Source organism: Pseudomonas migulae (genome assembly GCF_043225285.1).
Classification (GTDB): domain Bacteria; phylum Pseudomonadota; class Gammaproteobacteria; order Pseudomonadales; family Pseudomonadaceae; genus Aquipseudomonas; species Aquipseudomonas migulae_C.
In genome coordinates, this window is record NZ_CP171224.1 from 6,182,287 (window position 1) to 6,202,420 (window position 20,134).

The window sequence follows — 20,134 nt, forward strand, 5'->3', positions numbered from 1 at the left end:
TTGAAATCCGATCGCGACGGTAGGTATCAACACCGCTTTACCCGTAAACTCTCTCCCCTTTCGCCGCCTCCATTTCCTCGCGGCCATTACCTAATTTCCTACGGAGCTCGCCTTGCGTCTGTTTCACACCTCCGACTGGCACCTTGGACAAAACCTGCACGGCCAGGAACGCGATTTCGAGCACGCCTGCTTTCTCGAATGGCTGTTGCGCCAGCTGAAGCTGGACCAGCCCGACGTGCTGCTGATCGCCGGCGATATCTTCGACACGGTCAATCCGCCGGTCAAAGCCCAGGAACGCCTCTACGACTTCATCGTCAGCGCCCACGAACAACAGCCGAAACTGACCATCGTGATGATCGCCGGCAACCACGACTCCGGTTCGCGCATCGAACTGCCCGCCCCACTGATGCGCCGGTTGCGCACCCATGCGCTAGGTCGGGTGTTGTGGCTGGATGACGGGCAACTCGACGCCGAACGCCTGCTGCTGCCGCTGCCGGACGCCAAGGGCAAAATCGCCGCCTGGTGCCTGGCGCTGCCGTTCCTGCGCCCCGCCGAAGTGACTGGCGCGCACCTGGGCGACAACTACTTGCGCGGGATCGGCCAGGTTCACGAATGGCTGATCGAAGCCGCCAACGCCAAGCGCAAAAAGGGTCAGGCGCTGATTGCCATCAGTCACGCGCACATGGCCGGCGGTTCGGTGTCGGAAGACTCCGAGCGCAGCCTGATCATCGGCAACGCCGAAGCCCTGCCCGCCAGCCTGTTCGGCCCGAGCATCAGCTATGTGGCCCTCGGTCACTTGCACAAACCACAAAAGGTCAACGGCGAAGAGCGTATTCGTTACAGCGGTTCGCCGATTCCGTTGTCGTTCTCCGAGATCGGTTACAAGCACCAGATTCTCGACATCCAGCTCGACGGCGAAACCCTGGTCAGCGTCGAACCGAAACTGATTCCCCGCGCCGTCAATCTGCAACGCATCGGACCGGCGCCATTGGCCGACATCCTGCTGCAACTAGCCGACCTGCCGAACATTGATCTGCTAGCCGACATCCATCGCCAACCGTGGCTGGAAGTCCGGGTTCGCCTTGATGAGCCCCAACCTGACTTGCGCCATCAAGTGGAAAGCGCTCTGCAAGGCAAAGCCGTGCGCCTGGTGCGCATCGCCGCGGAGTACGCGGGCAGCCGCGGCCGCGACGGTGTCGATGACGGCACCTCGCTGATCGAGCTGGACCAACTCACGCCCCAGGAATTGTTCAGCCGTGCCTGGCAGGACAACTACGGCAGCGAGGTCGACGAGCAAACGCTGAAGGACTTTGCCGAACTGTTGCAGGACGTGCAGATGGAGAGCGAACAGCCATGAAAATCCTCGCGATCCGCCTGAAAAACCTGGCGTCCCTGGCCGGGCCGTTTGAAATCGACTTCACCGCTGAACCGCTGGCCAGCGCCGGTCTGTTCGCCATCACCGGGCCGACCGGCGCCGGCAAAAGCACCCTGCTCGACGCCTTGTGCCTGGCGCTGTTCGGCGCCGTACCTCGCTTGAGCAATGCACAGGTGTCGGCCAAGGCGCCGGACGCCGATGGCGAGATCAGCACCGGCGACCCGCGCACGCTGCTGCGTCGCGGTACCGGCGAAGGTTATGCCGAAGTGGATTTCGTCGGCATCGATGGCCGTCGCTACCGCGCGCGCTGGGAAGCCAATCGCGCCCGGGAAAAGGCCGGCGGCAAGTTGCAACACAGCCGTCAAAGCCTGCGTGACATCGATCTGGATCAACTGCTGGCCAGTCAGAAAGTCGAGTTCAAGGTCCAGCTCGAAGCAGTCCTGGGCCTGAACTTCGAACAGTTCACCCGCGCCGTATTGCTGGCCCAGAGCGAGTTCAGTGCGTTCCTCAAGGCCAACGACAACGAACGCAGCGAACTGCTGGAAAAACTCACCGACACCGCGCTGTACACGCGTCTCGGCCGTCGCGCCTTCGACAAGACCAAGGACGCCCGCGAAGCCCACAAGCTGCTGCAGGATCAGGCCACCGGCGTCACGCCCCTGGCGCCGGAAGCCCGCGCCGAGCTGGATGAACGCTTCAACGAAGCGCAGCAGCAACTCAAGACCCAACAGGCACAACTCAAGCAGCTTGAACTACAGAGCACCTGGCTGAAAGAGCTGCGCCAATTGCAGGACGAGCAGCTCAGCGCCACCGAACAACTGACCAGCGCCCGGCAGGATTGGCAAAGCCTGGCCGGCGAACGCCTGAAGTTGACCCGTCTGGAACACCTGGCGCCACAACGGCACCAATTCGCCCGTCAGACCGAACTCGGCGCCCGCCTGACACCGCTGGCCGCGCAGATTCAGCAGCACACCCGGCAAGAACAGGAACTGCAAGCACGACAGGCGCAACTCGAACACAGCCTGAGTGCAGCGCAAGCCGCACTGATCGAGGCGCAAAGCCAACACACCGCCAGCGCGCCGCTGCTGCGTCAGGCCTTTGAAGCGCAAAGCACCCTCGCCCGTCTGATCAAGGACACCGGCGTCAGCGCCGACCTCAAACAGCAAGCGGAACTGGCCAGCAGCGAAGGTCAGCAGACGATTCAAGGCTTGCTCGATCAGCAGAAACGGGTTGCCGAACGCCTGCAACAGATTGCCGGGGAACTGGAACAAAGCACGCATCTGGCACCGCTCAGCGATGCCTGGAACGCTTACCGCGACCGCCTGCAGCAATTGATGCTGATCGGTAATCGTCTGAACAAGGGTCAGGCGGAGCTCGCCACGCTGGAACAGAACGCCAGCCGCGCTGCCGATGAACTATCGGCGCAAAAGCAGACGCTGGAAGTGCTCTACAAAGAGGCCGGCGCTGAACCTGAAGCGGTGGCTGAACAGATCCAGCTGCTGGGCAATCTGTTGCAGGACAACCGCAAGCAACTGCGCGCCTTTGAAGAACTGGCGCGCCTGTGGGCCAGTCAGCAAGAGCTGGAAAAACGGCTCGCCGAACTGCAGCAACGCCAGACCGCCGCTCAGCAGGAACGCGAGCGCCTGACCCAGGACGGGGTGAACACCAAAAACGAACTGACCGTCGCCGAACAGACCCTGACCGTTACCCGCGAACTGCTGGAGCGTCAGCGCCTGGCCCGCAGCGCCAGCGTCGAAGAACTGCGCGAGCAGTTGCAGGACGATCAGCCGTGCCCGGTCTGTGGCAGCCCGGACCATCCTTACCATCAGCCGGAAGCGCTGCTGCAAAGCCTCGGCCGTCACGATGAAAGCGAACAGGCCAACGCGCAGAAAGCCGTGGATGCGCTCAAGGAAAAACTCACCGACCTGCGCACCGAAGTCGGCGGCGTGATCGCGCAACAAAAGGAACTGCTGCAACAACAGGAACAGCTGGTTACCCAGCAGCAGAGCTTGGCGCCGGGCCTGGAAGCGCACCCGTTATCGGCAGCGCTCTTCACCCAGGACGCCGTCAAGCGCGACAGCTGGCTGGCCCAGCAAAACAGCCAGTTGAACCAAAGCATCACCCAGGACGAACAGCGGCAAACCGCCCTGCTCACCTTGCAGCAGGACGCCGCGCGCTTGCAGCAGCAATTGCGCAGCGCCGAGGCCGCCAGCCAGCAGGCGAATCAACATCTGGCCAACCAGCAACGTGAACTGGGCAACGATCGACAGCGTCTGGACGAGGAACTGACCGCGTTCAGCACCCTGCTCCCGGCCGATACTTTGGACGCCTTGCGCAAGGAGCCGGCCGCGACGTTCATGCAGCTCGACCGGCAGATCGCCCAGCGTCTGGAGCAACTTGAGCAGCAGCGTGACGAACTCGGCGAACAGCAGCAACGCCAGCAAACCCTGGACAAGGAACAGGACCGCCAGCTGACGCGTGCCCAGCAGCTGGAAGCGGCTCAACAGCAGTTCGCCGCCCTTGCCGAGCAGCAACAGGTTTGCCAGCAACAACTGACGCAACTGCTCGGCACACACGACAGTGCCGAGCATTGGCAGCAGCAACTGGATCAGGCCGTCGAGCAGGCACGCAGCGCCGAAACAGCGGCCAATCAGGAACTGCAATCGGTGCGCACGCGTCTGGTGCAACTGGCGGCCGAACTCAAGGCACAGCAAGAACGCCTGGCGGCCCTGGAAACCGAAGACCGCGAGCTCAGCGCGAAAATTGCCGACTGGCGCGCCCAGCACCCTGAACTGGATGACGGCGGCCTTGAGCAGTTGCTGAGTGTCGATGACCAGCAGGTCAGCGAACTGCGCCAACGCTTGCAGCAAAACGAAAAAGCCATCGAGCAAGCCGATGTGCTGCTGCAAGAGCGCGACAAGCGCCTCGCCACTCATCAGGCCCAGCACAACGGCAATCTCGACGCAGAACAATTGGCGACGGCGCTGGCGGAGCTGCAAAACCAGTTCACGGTCAGCGAACACCGTTGTGCCGAACTGCGTGCCGAACAGGCCGAGGATCAGCGCCGGCAAAACGCCAATCAGGCGCTGGCCCAACAAATCGCCGATGCCTACGCCGAGTATCAGCGCTGGGCACGCTTGAACGCGCTGATCGGCTCCGCCACCGGCGACACCTTCCGCAAGATCGCCCAGGCCTACAACCTCGATTTGCTGGTGCACCACGCCAACGTGCAATTGCGCCAACTGGTGCGGCGCTACCGCTTGAAACGCGGCGGCAGCATGCTCGGGTTGCTGGTGATGGACACCGAGATGGGCGATGAACTGCGTTCGGTGCATTCGCTGTCCGGCGGCGAAACGTTCCTGGTGTCGCTGGCCCTGGCCTTGGGCCTGGCGTCGATGGCATCGAGCACGCTGAAGATCGAATCGCTGTTCATCGACGAAGGCTTCGGTAGCCTCGACCCGGAATCCCTGCAACTGGCCATGGACGCCCTCGACGGCCTGCAGGCACAGGGCCGCAAGGTCGCGGTGATTTCCCACGTGCAGGAAATGCATGAACGGATTCCGGTGCAGATTCAGGTCCAGCGCCAGGGCAACGGCCTGAGTACCCTGGAGGTGAAATGAATACGCTGTACTCGTTCCGCCGCTGCCCGTACGCCATGCGGGCGCGGATGGCCCTGCGTTACTCAGGTGTGGCGGTGGACATTGTCGAAGTCAGCCTGAAGGCCAAGCCTGCCGAAATGCTCGCGCTGTCGAGCAAGGGCACGGTGCCGGTGCTGAGCGTGGACGGCTTGGTGATCGATGAAAGCCTGGCGATCATGCGCTGGGCGCTGGAGCAGAACGATCCGCAGAACTGGTTGCTCAAGGATGATCCGGCCGGGCGAGCGCATATCGCCGCGCTGATCGAAGAGAACGATCAGGTGTTCAAGATTCACCTGAATCGCTACAAGTACGCCGAGCGCTATCCCGAGCAGCCGATGACGTTTTATCGCAGCGAGGGTGAGGTGTTCTTGCGCAGGCTGGATGAGATGCTGGAGGGACGCGATTACTTGCTGGCGGAGCATCCGAGCCTGGCGGATGTGGCGTTGATGCCGTTCATTCGCCAGTTTGCGCATGTGGATCGCGAGTGGTTCGGGCAGACGCCTTATGTGCGGCTACAAGCGTGGCTGCAGCGCTTTCTGGAATCCGAGCTGTTCACCTCAATCATGAAAAAATAACCCCGTGTAGGAGCCAGCTTGCTGGCGATGGTGTATCAGACACAGCTGCGTTGACTGACACACCATCGCCAGCAAGCTGGCTCCTACAGGGGATTCGGTGCGTAGGTAATTTGGGGATTCGGAGATTCGGTAATTCGGTTTTTCAGGCGAACACTTCACACATCTGCAACACCGAGCAATCCACCTGGAACGGGCCAAAGAAATCGCCCTCACGTTTAACGGGTGGATTACCCGCCAGCAAACCCATGGCCTTGTCGGTTTCGATGTTGCGAGCGAGGTTGTGATTGGCTTCGATCGACCGTGCGACGGAGCCTGCCGATCCCTGCCCGATCCCCAACAGCGAAGCGCCATTGGTCATGAATGCCAGGAAGGCGATGACCCAGAGTTTGCCGCCTTTCATGCCCCTGCCACTCCCGCCACGTCGGTGTGATCGAGCACGGTATTCTGCTGCGCGCGGTGCTCGAACTGGATGGCGGGATGAGCGACCTGAATCGGCGCTTCGAACTCGTGTTGAGTGTTAGCGGTGATGCTGACGAACGATACCAGCGCCACGTAAAGACCGATGGCGAGGTAGGCGCCGCGTTTGGCAGAAGTGAGGATTGCGCTGGCCATGATGTTCTCCGTGGACATGTTTCGATGTCCACAGAATCGATCAAAAAAGCCGTGATAACCACTCAGGGTTATCCATAGTAAGCATCAGCTTCATTGATCATTAAGCCAGTCTATCTCAGCCTTCAATAAAACTAATCATGCGCTCTTGCGCAGCGTCGGGCTCGCCTGGAACTGGCGTAGCGGCCGATAGAATGGGGGTCGAATAGAGAAACAGAAGTACCACGGCCAGACGCATCGCCATGCTGTCGATCCTTTTCTTATTAGGGGAAGGAGTTAGTCGAACAGCGACAAATCTAAACACATGGCCATGTGATATCAAGCGGCACATTAATGGCAATATGATGCTGTCGTAAACGCGTTATGCAGGAGCGACATCACTCAGGCTTCTCGAAGCTTTTCAGCTTGATCCACGCAAGTGACTTCGCTCCTGCATAAAGGGTGCAGGGCTTGACGTTCAGGCTTGGGTTTTGTGATCCAGGGCGGCGTAGAAGTTGGCGCTCTGTTGCAGGTATTTCTGGGTGTAGCTCTGGGTGTGGGATTTTTTGTCGCTGATTTCAACGTTGGCGCTGGCTGGCAGAGCAACGGTGGCAGAGATAGCGGAAGCGGCGATTACAGAGAAGAGATTGAAGTTCATGGCGGTATTCCTCGGATTCAGTTGGCTTGCTTGCCCGGTGGGGCCGTGAAGCAAACTTAACTGCCAAGACTGACACCTTGAAATCTTTTGTAGCATTAGCAGATATCAGCGTCATTAATAGAAGGATGCAGGCCCCATCAACCGGGGCCTGCGGCCTATTGACGCACCAGGAATTTCACATCGCTCGGGGCATCCATCGGCAGTTTCTGCACGGTTTTACCCAGCAGGCCGCTCTTGGGATCGCGTTCGAGCACGACAATCTGGTTGCTCTTCTGGTTGGCGATCAGCAGGAACCGGCCACTCGGGTCGAGGCTGAACTCGCGCGGGTGATCACCTTCTACTGAACGGCGCTGCAGTTCCTTGAGATGGCCGGTAACCGGGTCGATGGCAAACACCAGGAGTTGATTGGCGGTGCCACGGTTGCTGACGTAGAGGAACTTTCCATCCGTTGAGGCATGCAATGCACCCGCGGCCTTGTCCGCCACCGGTTGCCCGGCAGCAAGATCGACCAGCTGCGTTTGCTCCAGCGTGCCGTCCCGGTAATCGAATACCGCGACCTGCGCGCTCATTTCCATGGTCAGCCAGGCATGTTTGCCATCGGCGCTGAACAGTAAATGCCGGGGGCCACTGCCGGGCGGCAACTGCACGGAGGCTGGCGTGGCGGCCACCAGCGGCAAGTCCGGATTGGCCTTCGGATCGAAGCGATAGACGAAGACCTTGTCCGCACCCAGGTCGCTGGAAAACACGAACCGGCCATCCGGCGAGGACACCGTCGAATGCACGTGCGCCGACATCTGCCGCTCGGGATTGACCCGGCTGGACGGATGACTGCTCAGCTGCACCACGGATTTGAGCCTGCCATCGGCGCCCACCGGCAACACTGCCAGCGTGCCGCCTGGATCTTCGGACACCGAGTAATTGCTGACGAACAGGTGGCTGGCATCGCCGCTGAGGCTCGAATGCGTCGGCTCGTTGCCCAGGCTCTGCACCTGATTGATCAGGCTCAGTTCACGGGTTTTCGGATCGATCGCATAACTGCTGACGCGCCCCACCGGATCGTGCTGTCCAGGGCCGTTTTCGTTGACCACGAACAGATGCTGCTGGTCCCTGGAGACCGTCAGCCAGGACGGGTTTTCACTCTTGACCACTTGCAACGGCTTGGCATCGATCTGGCCGCTGGCGCTGTCGAATTTCAGCCGGTAAATGCCTTGGCTTTGCCCGGCGGTGTAGGACCCCACCAGCAATTGATAGTCGTCGGCGGATGCGACCTGCACACCCATCGCGCCAATGCTGCCGGCGATCAACAGCGGCCAGAGGTTACGCATCCTCTTGCTCGTCGTCTTCGTTGTCACCGCTGACGACATCGCCGAGGCAGACAAGGCGGTGTTCGCCGCCATCGTCCTTGATCAACCAGCTCTGCAATGTGGTGTCGAAGGTCGCCGCCTGGATCTGCGCGGGCGTGAATTCCCAGTGCAGCGCGTTTCGGCCATCCATGCATTCGATGTGCAGGTTGTCTTCCTCATCGAGGGCGAATTCGAAGGCGTGCAGCCCGTCGATTTCTACCATTCCGCAGTGTTCGAGGGCGTTGAGCAGGGTGTCGCTTGGGGCAGTCATGGCAGTCAATCTTTGAAGGGGAAAGACGCAATGATAGCGCAATGTGGCGGCGGCTCATTGCCGGACACAAAACGCCCACACAACACGGTTCACTGTAGGAGCCAGCTTGCTGGCGATGGAGTGTCAGTGACGAAGCGGCGCCTGAAACTCCATCGCCAGCAAGCTGGCTCCTACAGGAGGATATGCGTGCTGTTAGAGGGCTTCACGCGACGGCTGCCCGTCCACCAGCCGCTGGATCCGCAGCGGGTTGCCATTCTTCAGCGCATCCGGCAGCAAGCTGTCGGGGTAGTTCTGGAAACACACCGGCCGCAGGAAGCGGTCGATCGCCAGCGTGCCGACCGATGTGCCCCGCGCATCGGAGGTTGCCGGGTACGGGCCGCCATGCACCATCGAATCGCAGACCTCGACACCGGTGGGATAGCCATTGAGCAGGATCCGCCCGACCTTCTGTTCCAGCAACGCCGTCAGCTCGCTGAACAGGTTGAAGTCGGCCGGTTCGCCAATGATCGTCGCCGTCAGTTGCCCGTGCAGCCCGCTCAACGCCGCCGTGAGTTGCGCCTGATCCGCCACTTCGACAAACACCGTGGTCGGGCCGAACACTTCTTCCTGCAGCACCGCATCGCCGTCGATCAACAGGCTGACATCGGCCTTGAACAACTGCGGCTGGGCCTGATTGCCCTGCTGCGGGTTGCCGGCCAGATGGGTCACGCCCGGATGAGCGAGCAGTTTCTGCAAGCCTTTGCCATAGCTGCTCAACGTCCCGGCATTGAGCATGGTTTGCGCCGGCTGATCGTTAATCAGCCCCGCCACTTGCTGCACGAAGGCGCTGAACTGCGGCGAGCGAATGCCGATCACCAGGCCAGGGTTGGTGCAGAACTGGCCACAACCCTGAACCACCGAAGCGGTCAGCTCACGGGCGATGGTTTCCGTTCGGGCTTGCAGCGCCTGCGGCAAAACGATCACCGGGTTGATGCTCGACATCTCGGCGAACACCGGGATCGGTTGCGGCCGTGCGGCGGCCATGTCACACAACGCGCGGCCGCCCTTGAGCGAACCGGTAAAACCGACCGCCTGGATCGCCGGGTGCTTGACCAGCGCTTCACCGACGCCAGCGCCGTAAATCATGTTGAACACGCCTGCGGGCATGCCGGTTTTTTCCGCGGCACGGAGGATCGCATCGGCGACCTGCTCGGCCGTGGCCATGTGACCGCTGTGTGCCTTGAACACTACCGGGCAACCGGCAGCCAGCGCGGAGGCGGTGTCGCCGCCCGCCGTGGAAAAGGCCAGCGGGAAGTTGCTCGCGCCGAACACCGCCACCGGGCCGAGGCCGATGCGGTACTGACGCAAGTCGGGACGCGGCAAAGGCTGGCGATCCGGCAATGCGTGGTCGATTCGCGCGCCATAAAAATCGCCGCGACGCAGGACTTTGGCAAACAGGCGCATCTGGCCGCTGGTGCGACCGCGCTCGCCTTGAATGCGCGCCGCCGGCAACGCGGTTTCGCGGCAGACCACGGCGACAAACTCGTCGCCCAGCGCGTCCAGTTCATCGGCAATCGCGTCGAGAAATTGCGCCCGGCGTTCAGCGCTGAGGCTGCGATAAACCGGGTAAGCGCCGGCGGCGGCCTGTGCGGCGGCGTCCACTTCTTCCGGCGTAGCCTGGTAGAAATCGTGCGGCAACGCTTCGCCGGTGCTGGCGTCGACGCTGTGCAGCTTGACGGTGCCGGCAGCGCTGCGCTGGCCGCCGATGTAGTTGTGGCCAAGTATCCGGGTCATGGTGGTTTCCTTAGAGAGTTCCGATGGTGCCGGGCTCGAACGCCGCTGCAACCGGTGCAATACCGTTGATCAATGGCGCGCCGAACTCGGCCTGGCTGATCTCGAACACATCGCCCGGTTGGGTGCGGATGCCGTCGGCAAACGACAGGGTCGCGGTGCCGAAAAAGTGAATGTGCACGTCCCCCGGACGCAGGAACTGGCTGTATTTGAAATGGTGGTACTCGAGGTTCTCCAGGCTGTGGCACATGTTGGCCTCGCCGCTGAGGAACTCGTTCTGCCACAGCACTTCACCATCGCGCAGGATGCGGCTGGTGCCCGCCAGATGTTGAGGCAATTCACCGACCCGAAGTTCAGGCCCGTAACTGCAACTGCGCAATTTCGAATGCGCCAGGTACAGGTAGTTCTTACGCTCCATGACGTGGTCGGAGAACTCGTTGCCTACCGCAAAACCGAGGCGATACGGCTTGCCGTCGTGGCCGATGACATACAGGCCGCTGAGCTCGGGCTCTTCCCCGGCGTCTTCGGCGAAGGGTGGCAACGGGAACGGTTGGCCCGGACGCACGACGATGCTGCCGTCACCTTTGTAGAACCATTCCGGTTGCACACCGGCCTGCCCCGCTGCCGGTTTGCCGCCCTCCACGCCCCATTTGAAGATGCGCATGGTGTCGGTCATCGCGGCTTCGTCACCGGCTTGCTGGTGCATCTTGTCCCGCGCCGAGGCGCTGCCCAGGTGGGTCAGGCCGGTGCCGCTGACCAGCATGTGCGCCGGGTCCGGATGGTCCAGAGGCGGCAGGATGCGCAGTTTGGCCAGCAGTTCGGCGTAGTCATGGCTGACGCCGAGGCCCAGCGCTTGTACCTGTTGCTGCAGATTCACCCCGGCCTCGATCGCCGCCAGCGCCAGATCGCGCACCGTGCGCGCGTCCTGGACTTCACGGACCAGACCGTCCTCGACCACGCCAACCCGGCGCTCGCCGTTAACCAATTCGAATTGAACCAAACGCATGGATTTTCTCCTCAAAGCAAATCTCAAAAACACCGCAGAACCAATGTAGGAGCGAGCCTGCTCGCGATGAGGCCGATCAGTCCGACATCAATATTGAATATCAGACCGTCATCGCGAGCAGGCTCGCTCCCACAGTTGATTGTTGCGAATCCTCAGGTACGGGTTGCGCCGCGTGCACTGGCGGCAAACTGATCCGCCGGCAGCACATGCTTGCGCTCCAGCAACCGATACACCACGCCAGTCAAAACCAACCCGAACACCATCACGCCGGAAAGGAAATACAGCCCCGACGCCAGGTTCCCGGTGTATTCCTTCAGCGCGCCGATCACGAATGGACCGATGTAACCCCCGAGGTTGCCCACCGAGTTGATCAACGCAATGCCCGCCGCCGCGCTGGCACCGGCAAAGAAGCGCCCCGGCAAGGTCCAGAACACCGCCGTGCAGGAAAACAGCGCGAACGCCACCAGGCACAACGCCGCCAGTTGCAACACCGGCACGGTCAGCCATGCGCTGAAGAACAGGCCGATGGCGCCCAGTACGTAAAGCACCGCCAGATGTCCGTAGCGATCGTTCAAACGGTCGGAACTGCGCGGAATGATCAGCAAGCCGATGATCCCGAAAATGTACGGCACCGAGGACACGAAACCGGTGACCAGGTCGGTGCCGCCGAACTGCTTGATCAGCGTCGGCAACCACAGGCCCAGGCCATAGATGCTCAGGGTCACCGGCAGATAGAACAGCGCCAGCAACAGCACGCGTTTGTCCTTGAGTGCGTGCAGCGGGTTGCCGTGACGGGTCTGGCCGTACTCCTCCAGGTCCTTTTTCAGCTCGCCGGCCAGCCAGTCTTTCTCCGTCTGGTCCATCCATTTCACCTGTTGCGGGCCATCAGGCAACCAGCGCAGCACCGGCCAGGTCAGCAGAATCGCCGGGGTACCGATGACGATGAACAGCCACTGCCAGCCATGCAAACCGAGGATCCCGTCCATACCGAGCAGACCGCCGGACACCGGGCCGGTGATCAGCATGGCGATCGGTTGGGACAGGATGAACAGGCCGAGGATCTTGCCGCGATGGCGAACCGGGAACCATTGGGTGATGTAGTACAGGACGCCCGGGAAGAACCCGGCTTCGGCCGCGCCCAGCAGAAAGCGCATCACGTAGAAGCTGTGCGGCCCCTGAACGAAGGCCATGCCGATGGTGATGGCGCCCCACGTGACCATGATCCGCGCGAACCAGCGCCGCGCGCCGAAGCGTTCGAGCATCAGGTTGCTGGGGATTTCCAGCAGGAAGTAACCAATGAAGAACAGCCCGGCACCGAGGCCGTAGGCCGCATCGCCGATACCGATGTCGGCACCCATGTGCAGCTTGGCGAAGCCTACGGCGGAGCGATCCACATAGGCGATCAGGTACAGCAGGATCAGGAAGGGAATCAGTTTCAGCGTGATGCGACGTATTAGCCGCAGTTCCTGGCTCATGAGATCGGTCTCCGATTGTTGTTGTTATAGAACCTCGGGGGACGCCTCTCGCAGAAAGCCGCCAGGGCCATCCCTCCGTTGAAACCGACTATATAGTATTACTATTTAAGCGAGCAAGACTTCCAAATAGGCGAATTTGCGCTTATGTTAAGCCACAGCTCGAACAATATAGTCATACAATAAGAGAATCGATCATGTCTGATAAGAAACCCACCCTGCGCTCCGCCCAATGGTTTGGCACGGCCGACAAGAACGGCTTCATGTACCGCAGCTGGATGAAGAATCAGGGCATCGCCGACCACCAGTTCCACGGCAAGCCGATCATCGGCATCTGCAACACCTGGTCGGAACTGACTCCGTGCAACGCGCATTTCCGCCAGATCGCCGAGCACGTCAAACGCGGCGTGATCGAAGCCGGTGGCTTTCCGGTGGAATTCCCGGTGTTCTCCAACGGCGAATCGAACCTGCGCCCGACCGCCATGCTCACCCGCAACCTGGCGAGCATGGACGTTGAAGAAGCGATTCGCGGTAACCCGATCGATGGCGTTGTCCTGCTGACCGGTTGCGATAAAACCACCCCAGCCCTGTTGATGGGCGCCGCCAGTTGCGACGTGCCGGCGATCGTCGTCACCGGCGGGCCGATGCTCAACGGCAAGCACAAGGGCCAGGACATTGGCTCGGGCACGGTGGTCTGGCAGCTCAGCGAACAGGTCAAGGCCGGCACCATCACCATAGATGATTTCCTTGCCGCCGAGGGTGGCATGTCCCGTTCGGCCGGCACCTGCAACACCATGGGCACGGCGTCGACCATGGCCTGCATGGCTGAAGCGCTCGGCACTTCCCTGCCCCATAACGCCGCGATTCCAGCCGTGGATGCGCGCCGTTATGTGTTGGCGCACATGTCCGGCATGCGTGCGGTAGAGATGGTTCGCGAAGACCTGCGACTGTCGAAGATCCTCACCAAGGAAGCCTTCGAAAACGCCATTCGGGTGAACGCGGCCATTGGCGGTTCGACCAACGCCGTGATCCATTTGAAAGCCATCGCCGGGCGTATCGGCGTCGAGCTGGACCTGGACGACTGGACCCGCATCGGTCGCGGCATGCCGACCATCGTCGACCTGCAACCGTCGGGGCGCTTCCTGATGGAAGAGTTCTACTACGCCGGTGGCTTGCCCGCGGTGTTGCGCCGCCTCGGCGAAGCCAACCTGATTCCTAACCCGAACGCCTTGACCGTCAACGGCAAGAGCCTCGGCGAGAACACCAAGGACGCACCGATCTACGGCCAGGATGAAGTGATCCGCACCCTCGACAACCCGATCCGCGCCGACGGCGGCATCTGCGTGTTGCGCGGCAACCTGGCGCCGCTGGGTGCCGTGCTCAAGCCTTCAGCCGCCAGCGCCGAACTGATGCAGCATCGCGGTCGCGCGGTGGTGTTCGAGAACTTCGACATGTACAAGGCTCGGATCAACGATCCCGAACTGGACGTGGATGCCAACTCGATTCTGGTCATGAAGAACTGCGGGCCGAAGGGTTATCCGGGCATGGCCGAAGTCGGCAACATGGGCCTGCCGGCCAAACTGCTGGCGCAAGGCGTGACCGACATGGTGCGGATTTCCGATGCGCGCATGAGCGGCACGGCCTACGGCACGGTGGTTTTGCATGTCGCACCGGAAGCGGCAGCGGGCGGACCTTTAGCGACGGTGAAGGAAGGCGACTGGATTGAGCTGGATTGCGCTAACGGGCGTCTGCACCTGGACATTCCGGATGCGGAACTGGCGGCGCGCATGGCGGACCTGCAACCGCCGCAAAACCTGATCGTCGGCGGCTATCGCCAGCTGTACATCGACCATGTACTGCAGGCGGACCAGGGCTGCGATTTCGACTTCCTGGTCGGCTGCCGCGGTTCCGAAGTACCGCGCCACTCTCACTAACCCTGCAATCCTTGTAGGAGGCAGCTTGCTGGCGATGGCGTGTCAGTCGACACAACGGTGCCTGGCCCACCATCGCCAGCAAGCTGGCTCCTACAATTGGTCTTCATAGAATTCCGGATTGCTTGCTCTGGCGACCGTCCTCGCCGCGCCTGTTATGATGCGCGGCATCTCCATCGCACAGGATCGCGCCGTTCCCCATGGATTACCGCAAACCCTCCGACCGCAAAAGCATGCATTCGCGCATCGTCCAGGAACTGGGGATGCAGATCGTTTCGGGTCGCTTCAAACCGGACGACAAGCTGCCCGCCGAAGCCCTGTTGTGCGAGGAGTACGCGGTCAGCCGGCCGGTGCTGCGCGAAGCCACGCGGGTGCTGGTCGCCAAAGGCCTGGTGTATTCCCGTCCGCGGGTCGGCACGGTGGTCAAGCAGCGCAAGGAATGGCACATGCTCGACCCGGATGTGCTGCACTGGTTGATGCAAAGCAGCCCGCAAAACCAGTTCTTCGACCTGCTTACCAGCGTGCGCAGCATCATCGAACCGGCAGCGGCGGCCCTGGCGGCGCAGTTCGCCACGGATGCCGACATCGCCTCCATCGGTGAAGCCTACCAACGCATGGAAGCCGCACCGACCCCTGAAGCGCTGTTGCAACCCGACCTGGATTTCCACAGCCGCATCGCCGATGCCACCCACAACGACCTGTTGGCGAACCTGTGCAACATGCTGTCAGTGGCGATTGCCGAAGCGTTGAAGCATTCCAACCAGCGACCGAACCTGCATGAACTGGCGCTACCGCGACACAAGGCCATTCTGACCGCGATCGAGAACCGTGATGCGCTGGGTGCGCGGCATGCCACGTTGGTGCAACTGGATGATGCGCGCAGTGCGCTGAACGTGGTGCTCGGCACCGATCCCGCCTAAACGCAATCCTTGTAGGAGCCAGCTTGCTGGCGATGGCGGTGTGTCAGTCGGCATTAATGTGGCTGACATGCCGCCATCGCCAGCAAGCTGGCTCCTACAGGGGATCGTGTGAACATTGAGGAATAAAAAAGCCGCAACCCGGGTTGCGGCTTTTTCGTTTCTGCCAAGGATCAGTGAGCGAACAGCGAATTGCCCTTCTGCCCCGCCAGTTTCTCCGGCTTGATCAGGAACCGCGCCAGTGCCGGCAGCAGCCACAGTGCACCGAACATGTTCCACAGCAGCATGAAGGTCAGCATCAGCCCCATGTCGGCCTGGAACTTGATGGCCGAGAAGATCCAGGTGCACACGCCGATCGCCAGGCACAGGCCGGTGAACAGCACCGCTTTACCGGTGGATTTCAGCGTCTGGTAATAGGCTTCCTGCAACGGCAGGCCGGCACGCAGGAAACTTTCCAGGCGGCTGTAGATGTAGATGCCGTAGTCCACGCCAATCCCCACACCCAACGCCACCACTGGCAGGGTCGCGACTTTCACACCGATGCCCATGAACGCCATCAGGGCGTTGCCGAGCACCGAGGTCAGGACCAGCGGCAGCACGATGCACAAGGTCGCCGCCCAGGAACGGAAGGTGATCATGCACATGGTTGCGACGCAGATGTAGACCAGGATCAGGATGGTCAGCTCGGATTCCTTGATCACCTCGTTGGTGGCCGCCTCGATACCGGCGTTACCCGCAGCGAGGATGAATTCCAGGCCTTCCTTGTTGTTCTCCTTGGCGAAGTCCTGCACGGCGTGTACCGCGCGGTCCAGCGTTGCCGCCTTGTGATCGTTGAGGAACACCAGCACCGGTGCGAGGGAGCAACTGTTGTTGTACAGGCCGTCAGCCCGGGCAATGGAGTTGTTCAGCACGTCCGGGTTGCGCGACAGGGTTTCCCATTTCAGGTTGCCCTCGTTCATGCCCTTGATCATCTGCTTGGACACGGTCACCAGCGAGATCGCCGATTGCACGCCCTCGGTGTTCTGCATCTTCCACATCAGCTCGTCGATCGGCGCCATGGCCTCGTAGCGCGAGCAGCCTTCAGACTTGGTCTTCACCATCACCACCAACACATCGGAACTGGTGGAGTAGTTGCTGATGATGAAGTTGTTGTCCTTGTTGTAGCGCGAATCCGGACGCAGCTCAGGAGCGCCCTGGTCGAGGTCGCCGATTTTCAGGTTCTGGCTGTACCAGAGGCCGCCACCGAAGGCCAGCAGGGCCAGGACGATCGATACCGGTGCAACTTTCGGGCTGGCAAAGTTCGACAGCAGGCGCCAGAACGGGTGTTCGCGGTGCGCGTCTTTCTTGCTGCGCTCGATCGCGCGCTTGCTGATGCCGGCATAGGAAATGGCCACCGGCAGCAGGATAAGGTTGGTGAACACGATCACCGCCACGCCGATGGACGCGCCGATAGCGAGTTCGCGAATCACGCCGATGTCGATGATCAGCAGCGTGATGAAGCCCACCGCATCCGCCAGGATCGCGATCATCCCCGGCAGGAACAACTGGCGGAAGGTGCGCCGCGCCGCGGTCAACGCGTTGTCGGCCTCACTGGATTGCAAGGCAATACCGTTGATCTTCTGGACGCCGTGGGAAATACCGATGGCGAAGATCAGGAACGGCACCAGCATTGAATACGGATCAAGCCCGAAGCCAAAGAAGTGCATCAACCCGAGCTGCCAGACCACCGCCACCAGCGTCGTGGTCAAGACCGCCACGGTGCTGCGCATGCAGTTGGTGAACCAGTACAGCAGAATCAGGGTGATGACGAAGGCAACACCGAAGAACATCACCACCATCACCAGGCCGTCGATCAGATCGCCGACTTTCTTGGCGAAACCGACGATGTGGATCTGCACATTGGGGTTCTGTTTTTCAAACTTGTCGCGGATCTTTTCTTCCAGCTCGTGGGAGAACTTGCGGTAGTCCAGCGCCAGCAATTTGCCCTGGTCCTGCGGATCCGGGTAGGACTCCAGCAGCGGGATATCGACGATGCTCGACTTGAAGTCGTTGGCCACCAGACGCCCGACCTGACCGGACTTGAGCACGTTATTACGCAGCAGATCGAGGCTCTCCTGCGAGCCGTTATAGCTCTGCGGGATCACTTCACCGCCGGCAAAGCCTTCCTCCGTCACTTCGGTCCAGCGTACGCTCGGACTCCACAGCGACTTGAGGCCGGAACGGTCGACGCCGGAAATGTAGAAAACCTCGTCGTTGATCTGGCGCAGGGTCTCCATGTATTCCTTGGAGAAGATGTCGCCGTCGGTGGCTTCCACCGAGATCCGCACGGTGTTGCCCAGGTTCGCCAGATCGTTGCGGTGCTCCATCATCTTTTGAATGAAGGGATGCTCCAGCGGGATCATCTTCTCGAAGCTGGTGGACGGCCGGATCAGCGTCGCCTGCCAGAACAGAAAAATACTGACCAGCAGGCAGATGGTGATCACTGCCGGGCGGTTGTTGAAAATCAGGCGTTCAAGAAACGTCGCCTTGTCTTGGTGATGGCTGCTCAAGGATGTCATAGACCCGCCTTCTTATTATTTGCCCGGCTCATTTGGACGACCCGTTTTTTCCATTCTCTGCACCGGCACCGTTTGGCGAGGTGACGCGAACGCCGCCCTGTCCTGCCAGCACCAGATTGCCATCGCCCGCCGCAGTCACTGCCGAGACGGAAATGCGATCCGGACGGTTGAACACGCTGAAGGTTTCGCCGTTATCGTTGCTGCGGACCACCGAACCGCCGTTGCCGACGATCACGATGGTTCCGTCGTCGAGCAGCGTGGCACCGGACAGGCCAAACTCCAGTGCCCCGCGAGCCGCCTTGAGCTCGACCGGTTCCCAGGTGCTGCCGAAGTCGGTGGAGCGAAACAGGTTGCCGCGCAGACCGTAGGCCAGCAGCGTATTGGCCTGAGCCGTGCCGATCACACCGAACAACGAACCTTCGTACGGGCCTTCAAGCTTTTCCCAGGTCTGGCCCCAGTCGGCGGAGCGGAACATGCTGCCCTGCTCGCCGACGATGAACAGGCCGGCATCCTTGACGGCAGCGATGGCGTTGAGGTGGTACTGGTCTTCGTTGTCCAGGCGGTCGCTGGCGTCTTCCCAGGTCTTGCCACCGTCGGTGGTGGCCATCAGCGAACCGTAGGCGCCCACGGCAAAGCCGTTGCTGACGTCCTGAAACCAGACGTCGAGCAGCGGCGATTCGCGTTTCAGGTCTTCGAATTGCTTGGTCCAGGTGACGCCGCCGTCCTCGCTCGCGAGGATCTGTGCGTCATGGCCGACCGCCCAGCCGTGTTTGTCGTCGACAAAATAGACCGAGGTCAGCAGTTGCCGGGAGGGCACCTTGGCCTGGGTCCAGGTCACGCCCTGGTCGTCGGAATACAGAATGTGTCCGCGATCACCGACCGCTACCAGACGCTTGCCGGCGTGCACGACGTCGAGCATCAGGCTTTTGCTGGCCTTGGCGGATTCAATGGAATAAACAACGTCGGATGCTGGCGCCGCGGCGGCAAGCACCGGTGCCGACAACACGGCACAGCCCAACAGCGAGAGCGCTGTAGCCAGCAACGCGAATTTGCGCAGTGCCGGCGGGCGGCAGATAACCACACCCATGACAGGCTCACTCATAGACCTTCCCCCTTTATTATTGTTAGGTCGTTCAACCTTTCAGGGCGCCGTTAGGGGTGCTCATCGGGATTGAATGGTTAGGAGCATAGTCCTGAAACCCGCAATCCAGAGCCCCTTCGGAAGCTGGCTTATCCTATCGGGGTTTGGAAACGTCTGACAATCGACGGCACGTTATGTTTTGTTAACCTGGAGGGGATGGGGATTTTCTGAATGATGGGGTATTAGGTGGGGTGATTCGGGTTTGGCGGTTGGTGGTTGGTGGTTGGTGGTTGGTGGTGTACATATCCGTTTCTGCGGTAACGGCCACTATTGGTTTCGCCCTTACGGCGAGTCACTTTCGAAAAGCGCGAAAGTAACCAAAGCGCTCTTGCCCCACCACTTGGCACCTCGCCTAGGCTCGGTGTACCCGCACTCCGGCATTGCTCCGCGGGTCGCCGCGATGGGCCATCCGTGGCCCAGCGCGGCTAAACCGGCATCCTTGCCGGTTTCCCCGCTACGCAATGCCTGCGTGCGGCCAGCGTGGTTAACGGGGCGCCTCCGATCAAAATCAAAGCCGAGGCGGCCTTTGGGCCGACCTGGCTCTTTGGTCGTGCGCGATCTCCTGTAGGAGCGAGCTTGCTCGCGATGGACGTCAACGATAATGCGGGCAGCCTGAATAAACGCGTTGCCTGGACGTTTTTCGCGAGCAAGCTCGCTCCTACAGGGAACGGCGTCAGCCAAAAGGATGTGCACAGTCAAAAATAAGCGGAGCGCGCCCGCTTGATGCCCAGGTCGGCCCGAAGGCCGCCGCGGTTGTTTTTGATTGGAGGCGCCCCGTTAACCACGACGGCCGAACGCAGGCGTTGTGCAGCGGGGAAACCGGCAAGGATGCCGGTTTAGCCGCGCTGGGCCAGGGATGGCCCATCGCGGCGACCCGCGGAGCAACGCCGG

Annotated in this window: 16 protein-coding genes; 5 read left to right on the forward strand and 11 right to left on the reverse strand. The window is 61.2% G+C overall.

Translation table 11 applies throughout. The features are described from left to right. Window positions 1–112: 112 nt before the first annotated feature. From ACF6ZU_RS28275 to ACF6ZU_RS28285, 3 genes are read left to right on the forward strand one after another with little or no spacing between them, the layout of a single operon-like run. Window positions 113–1,357, forward strand: a complete 1,245-nt coding sequence (locus tag ACF6ZU_RS28275) for an exonuclease SbcCD subunit D C-terminal domain-containing protein (protein WP_392889127.1) — start codon at window positions 113–115, stop codon at window positions 1,355–1,357. Next, a complete protein-coding gene (locus ACF6ZU_RS28280) occupies window positions 1,354–4,995 on the forward strand; it encodes an AAA family ATPase (RefSeq protein WP_392889128.1) in 3,642 nt (1,213 codons plus the stop codon). Before ACF6ZU_RS28275 ends, ACF6ZU_RS28280 begins: the two co-directional genes overlap by 4 nt. Next, window positions 4,992–5,588 (forward strand): glutathione S-transferase, encoded by a 597-nt coding sequence (locus tag ACF6ZU_RS28285; protein WP_392889130.1) that lies wholly within the window; start codon window positions 4,992–4,994, stop codon window positions 5,586–5,588. The genes ACF6ZU_RS28280 and ACF6ZU_RS28285 overlap by 4 nt, the downstream gene beginning before the upstream one ends. A gap of 142 nt (window positions 5,589–5,730) precedes the next feature. Here the strand turns inward: ACF6ZU_RS28285 and ACF6ZU_RS28290 are convergent, their stop codons facing one another. The 9 genes from ACF6ZU_RS28290 to ACF6ZU_RS28330 form a co-directional block, all read right to left on the reverse strand. After that, window positions 5,731–5,988, reverse strand: a complete 258-nt coding sequence (locus ACF6ZU_RS28290) for a hypothetical protein (protein WP_392889132.1) — start codon at window positions 5,986–5,988, stop codon at window positions 5,731–5,733. Continuing rightward, window positions 5,985–6,200 carry a hypothetical protein gene (locus ACF6ZU_RS28295; RefSeq protein ID WP_392889134.1) on the reverse strand — a complete coding sequence of 72 codons (216 nt, stop codon included), beginning with the start codon at window positions 6,198–6,200 and terminating at the stop codon, window positions 5,985–5,987. Before ACF6ZU_RS28295 ends, ACF6ZU_RS28290 begins: the two co-directional genes overlap by 4 nt. A gap of 115 nt (window positions 6,201–6,315) precedes the next feature. Next, window positions 6,316–6,441, reverse strand: coding sequence for a hypothetical protein (locus tag ACF6ZU_RS28300; RefSeq protein WP_392889136.1), 126 nt, complete (start codon window positions 6,439–6,441; stop codon window positions 6,316–6,318). A gap of 213 nt (window positions 6,442–6,654) precedes the next feature. Further along, on the reverse strand, window positions 6,655–6,834 hold the full coding sequence (locus tag ACF6ZU_RS28305) for a hypothetical protein (protein WP_031318838.1): 180 nt from the start codon (window positions 6,832–6,834) through the stop codon (window positions 6,655–6,657). A 155-nt stretch (window positions 6,835–6,989) separates the two neighbouring features. Continuing rightward, window positions 6,990–8,159: a lactonase family protein gene (locus tag ACF6ZU_RS28310; protein ID WP_392889138.1), complete on the reverse strand. Its 1,170-nt coding sequence runs from the start codon at window positions 8,157–8,159 to the stop codon at window positions 6,990–6,992. After that, window positions 8,152–8,448, reverse strand: a complete 297-nt coding sequence (locus tag ACF6ZU_RS28315) for a DUF5629 family protein (RefSeq protein ID WP_392889140.1) — start codon at window positions 8,446–8,448, stop codon at window positions 8,152–8,154. The genes ACF6ZU_RS28310 and ACF6ZU_RS28315 overlap by 8 nt, the downstream gene beginning before the upstream one ends. A gap of 192 nt (window positions 8,449–8,640) precedes the next feature. Continuing rightward, window positions 8,641–10,221 (reverse strand): aldehyde dehydrogenase (NADP(+)), encoded by a 1,581-nt coding sequence (locus ACF6ZU_RS28320; protein WP_392889142.1) that lies wholly within the window; start codon window positions 10,219–10,221, stop codon window positions 8,641–8,643. Between the two features lie 10 nt (window positions 10,222–10,231). Then, complete coding sequence (araD1, locus tag ACF6ZU_RS28325) at window positions 10,232–11,224, reverse strand: AraD1 family protein (protein WP_392889143.1); 993 nt, start codon at window positions 11,222–11,224, stop codon at window positions 10,232–10,234. Window positions 11,225–11,376: 152 nt separating this feature from the next. Next, complete coding sequence (locus ACF6ZU_RS28330) at window positions 11,377–12,699, reverse strand: MFS transporter (protein WP_392889145.1); 1,323 nt, start codon at window positions 12,697–12,699, stop codon at window positions 11,377–11,379. 194 nt (window positions 12,700–12,893) lie between these two features. Between ACF6ZU_RS28330 and ACF6ZU_RS28335 the strand changes: the two genes are divergently transcribed. Next, on the forward strand, window positions 12,894–14,630 hold the full coding sequence (locus tag ACF6ZU_RS28335) for an IlvD/Edd family dehydratase (protein ID WP_392889147.1): 1,737 nt from the start codon (window positions 12,894–12,896) through the stop codon (window positions 14,628–14,630). 197 nt (window positions 14,631–14,827) lie between these two features. After that, window positions 14,828–15,547: a FadR/GntR family transcriptional regulator gene (locus ACF6ZU_RS28340; RefSeq protein WP_392889148.1), complete on the forward strand. Its 720-nt coding sequence runs from the start codon at window positions 14,828–14,830 to the stop codon at window positions 15,545–15,547. A 170-nt stretch (window positions 15,548–15,717) separates the two neighbouring features. Here the strand turns inward: ACF6ZU_RS28340 and ACF6ZU_RS28345 are convergent, their stop codons facing one another. After that, window positions 15,718–18,102: an RND family transporter gene (locus ACF6ZU_RS28345; RefSeq protein ID WP_392889150.1), complete on the reverse strand. Its 2,385-nt coding sequence runs from the start codon at window positions 18,100–18,102 to the stop codon at window positions 15,718–15,720. Window positions 18,103–18,130: 28 nt separating this feature from the next. Then, window positions 18,131–19,204, reverse strand: coding sequence for a WD40/YVTN/BNR-like repeat-containing protein (locus ACF6ZU_RS28350; protein ID WP_392889152.1), 1,074 nt, complete (start codon window positions 19,202–19,204; stop codon window positions 18,131–18,133). Window positions 19,205–20,134 lie beyond the last annotated feature (930 nt).